Source organism: Corynebacterium sp. (assembly GCF_012837295.1).
Classification (GTDB): Bacteria; Actinomycetota; Actinomycetes; order Mycobacteriales; family Mycobacteriaceae; genus Corynebacterium.
On the sequence record NZ_DURI01000303.1, the window covers coordinates 1 to 3,610 of the forward strand.

3 protein-coding genes and 1 pseudogene are annotated in these 3,610 nt (G+C 73.8%); 2 read left to right on the top strand and 2 right to left on the bottom strand.

Annotated elements, in window-relative coordinates; all coding sequences use genetic code 11:
• Nucleotides 1-242 precede the first annotated feature (242 nt).
• A complete protein-coding gene (locus GX015_RS09730; protein ID WP_291344735.1) occupies nt 243-1,829 on the top strand; it encodes a hypothetical protein in 1,587 nt (528 codons plus the stop codon).
• A gap of 52 nt (nt 1,830-1,881) precedes the next feature.
• A complete protein-coding gene (locus GX015_RS09735; RefSeq protein WP_291344738.1) occupies nt 1,882-2,454 on the top strand; it encodes a hypothetical protein in 573 nt (190 codons plus the stop codon).
• Nucleotides 2,455-2,501: 47 nt separating this feature from the next.
• On the opposite strand, the gene nadC is transcribed toward GX015_RS09735, so the two are convergent.
• Together nadC and GX015_RS09745 are read right to left on the bottom strand one after the other, a co-directional pair.
• On the bottom strand, nt 2,502-3,344 hold the full coding sequence (nadC, locus tag GX015_RS09740; protein WP_291344739.1) for a carboxylating nicotinate-nucleotide diphosphorylase: 843 nt from the start codon (nt 3,342-3,344) through the stop codon (nt 2,502-2,504).
• A 35-nt stretch (nt 3,345-3,379) separates the two neighbouring features.
• Nucleotides 3,380-3,610 (bottom strand): annotated as a pseudogene (locus GX015_RS09745) (L-aspartate oxidase); the annotation flags it as partial.

A 3,610-nucleotide genomic window follows, 5' to 3' on the forward strand; every position in this document is an offset into this window, starting at 1 on the left:
GGCTGACGCTCGACCATCTCGCCGCCGCCCGCTTGGCCGCGCCGGTGCTCGACCGCCTGGGCCGCACCCGCGAGCGCCGGGCGATGGCCAAGTCCGCGCTCGCCGGCGCGAAGGGTTTCCCGCCGTCGCCCGCGATGACCGAGGTCGCCGCCGCCGCGAAGTAGCGGAAGAATCCCGGCGGCGGTGGCCGTCGCAACGCAGGCGCTTTGCGTTCCGCCCGCGCCCCGTCCCACAATGGCCGAATGACCTGGTGGGATGAATCCATTGACGCGTCGGCCCCGATTCCGGCCCGGCGTCCCGTCGCCGAACCGCCCGCCGTGCCCGCCGAATTGCCTGCGCTGGTGGAATTTTCGCGCGCCTCGGCCCGCAGCCTGGATCACGTGTCCAGCTGGCGGGCGGTCACGGCGTACGCCCGCGATCATTGGCTTGACGACGCCGACGGGGTCCCCGAGGAGCTCATCGGCGAATTCCACGCCCTGCGCCACGCCGCCGCAGACCAGCTCGAGCTCGCCGACGAGGCCGAGGAGGCCCGCAAGGAGTGGCTCGACTGGGCGATCCGCACGAACCGGCCGGCGGCCGCGTTCCACGCGCGTTCGTTCGGGGCCTTCGCCGAGGCGGAGAAGTTCATCGACGCCCATCCCGCCGGCGGGCGCCCCGCCGACGCCCAGGTGCCGGAGCTGGCCTCCCTGACTCGCGACATCCTCGACCTGCGGCCCAGCGGTCCCGAGGCGTACCAGTTCGCCTTGTCCGCGGCGGTGGCCGGCGCGTCGGCGTCGCTGGCGCGGCGTCCCGACCTCGCCGAGGCGCTGTCGCGGTGGTCCGCCGAGTACGCCCCGCCGCGCACGGGCGACGACGACCGGCGGCTGTTGCAGGCGCAGGTCGCCCACGGCCGGGGGGATCTGGTGGGGTCGGCGAAGATGTGCGCGGCGGTGGCCGAATCACCCGCGTCCGAGCCGGTGACCAGCACCATCGAGGCCCGGCAGATGCTGTCGCACCTGTCGCTGGAGGCCGAGGAACCCGCAGAGGCCGTCCGCCAGCTGCTGCCCGTCGTGGCGGTGGGCCTGGAGTACGACCTCGTCGTCGGCACGCTGCGGTCGGCGCGGCTGCTGTCGGCGCTGCTCAATTCCGATGGGGAGTTCGCCCGCGCCGCCGAGCTCGCGGCCGCGGCTCTGGAGGCGGCGTCGGGCATGCCGGTCAATGCGCTGGTCATGGACCTGCGGCTGATCCTCGCCCGCTCCCTGCTCGACTCCGGCGACGACGAGGCGGCGTTGGCGCACGCCGTGCCGGTCGCCCAGTGGTCGTCCCTGACCAGCGACGAGGAACGCACCGACGCCGCGTTTTCCATCGCCGCCACCGCCGCCGGGCGCTCCGGCGATGCGGGCCGCGCGGCGGATCTGCTCATCGAGCACGCCGAGCATCTGCACCGCCTCGGCGACGGCGAGGGCGCGTCGCGGGCGCTGCGCCAGGCCGCCCGCAGCGCCGTCCACGAGGACCCCGACCGCGCCGAGGACCTCATGGTCGACGCCAGGGAGCTCATTTCCGACGGTTGGGCCATCGCCGACTGGCACGACGACCTCGCCTACGTCTACTGGGCGTCGTCGCGCGAGGACCTGGCGCTGGGCCACGTCGACACCGCCGCGGCGGGCTACCTCGAAGCCGGCGACGGCGAGGAGGCCGCCCGTGCGCTGCTCACGGGCGTGCGCTCCTGCCTGGACCGCGATGATCTGCCGGGCGCCCGGCGCTACGCCGCCCGCATCGACGAGCTGCTGCCCGGCGAGGCCTGGGCCGGGCACCCCGTCCGCGAGGCGCTGGCCGCGCTGATGGGCTGATGGGTCGAGCACCGGGTCCGGCGGTATTCCGTCCCCGGTAGGATCGACCGCCATGCGCACCCCCTCGGAAATCCTCGACGCCGCCTCCGCCCTCGCCGCCGACGGGCGCCTGTGGGCGGCCGCCGATTCGCTGATGGCCGGTTTCGCGGACCTCGGCGACGCCGCCGACGCCCCGGAGGTCGATTCGCTGGGCCGCCCGATCCGCGGGTCGTCGCCGAAGCTCATGGACCGTGCCGCGGACTACCTCGATCTGCTGGATGCCATCGAGTCCGACGATCCGGAGGCCATCGCCGCGGAGGTGGCGGCCGCGACTCCCCCGCGCCACATGCGCTGGGCCCAGTGGCACGCCCTCAACGGGCAGGCGGAGATCCGCCGGGGCCACCCCGGCCGCGCCGTGGACCACCTCGAGCTGTCCGCGGGCCTGTTCGGCTCGGACGGCATGGTCGCCCAGGAGATCCCGCTGCTCGCGCAGATCGCCATGTGCCAGCTCGAATGCGACGACCTGCCCCGCGCCGAGGACGCGCTGAACCGCGCCCTGGCCGCCCGCGCCCGCAATCCCGAGGACGCCGCCCGTTTCGGGAAGCTCCTCGACGACGTCTCCGCCGCGATCGGTGAGCGGCTGTAGTTTCCCGGCGATCCCCGGCCCGGCCGGTTTCCCGACCGAATCCCCGCCTAGAAGTCCAGGCCGAGGTCCAGCACGCCGGAGGAATGCGTCAGCGCGCCGACGGCGAGGAAGTCCACGCCGCAGGAGGCGTATTCGCGGGCGACGTCGAGGGTCAGGCCGCCGGAGGACTCCAGCTGGGTCGCCGGCGACACCTGCGCCCGGCGCTGCACGGCGATCTGCGTCTGCCACACCTCGAAGTTGTCCAGCATGACCAGCTCGGGCTTCATCTCCAGCACCTGGTCGAGCTGCGTGAGGTCATCGACCTCGATCTCGCACTTGAGCTCCGGGTAGGCGTGCCGCACGCGCTCCAGCGCGGGGACGACGCCGCCGGCAGCGGCGACGTGGTTGTCCTTGATCAGCGCTTCGTCGCCCAGGCCATTGCGGTGGTTCACGCCGCCACCGCAGGTCACGGCGTACTTCTGCAGGTTGCGCAGGCCCGGGATGGTCTTGCGGGAGTCGCGGATCCGCGCGCCCGTGCCCTCGACGGCGTCGACCCAGCGGCGGGTGTGGCTGGCGATGCCGGAGGCGTGGGTGACGATGTTCAGCAGCGTCCGCTCGGCCGTCAGCAACCCGCGGGTGGGCGCCTCGATCTCGGCGACGACGGTGCCGCGCGTGACCCGTCCCCCGTCTTCCACGAGGATCTTCACGTCGAACTCGTCGGCGATGACCTCCTCCAGCGTCCACCGGATCGCGTCGCCGGCGGCGATGACGCCGTCGACGCGGGACGTCACCGTCGCCCGCGACCGCTGCGCCGGGCCGACGGTGGCCAGCGAGGTCACGTCGGGCCCGTAGCGAAGGTCCTCTTGCAGGGCGGTGCGGATGAGACCGCGGGTGATCTGTTCGTCCAGCATGGGTTTGCGCTCCTGGTCGGGTTGTTCTGGGTGGTTCATTCGTCCAGCCGCGTGTGGCAGCCCAACGTGGCCGGGCGTGCTGCGGCCGCCGCGACGATGGCGCGCGCCACGGCGACTTCGGCGGAATCGGGCAGGGCGGACAGGGCGTGGGCGGCCCGCGCCAGCGAATCGGCGGTGCGGGTCACCCCGGCACCGTCGGTCATCGCCCGCTGCAGTCGGTCGAGGTCGCGGGGCCACGGGCGGGGACGGATCCGGCGGCGCCGGAC

Coding starts and splice junctions, on each gene's coding strand:
- GX015_RS09730 (WP_291344735.1), top strand. CDS start 243: ATGACCTGGTGGGATGAATCCATTGACGCGTCGGCCCCGATTCCGGCC.
- GX015_RS09735 (WP_291344738.1), top strand. CDS start 1,882: ATGCGCACCCCCTCGGAAATCCTCGACGCCGCCTCCGCCCTCGCCGCC.
- nadC (WP_291344739.1), bottom strand. CDS start 3,344: ATGCTGGACGAACAGATCACCCGCGGTCTCATCCGCACCGCCCTGCAA.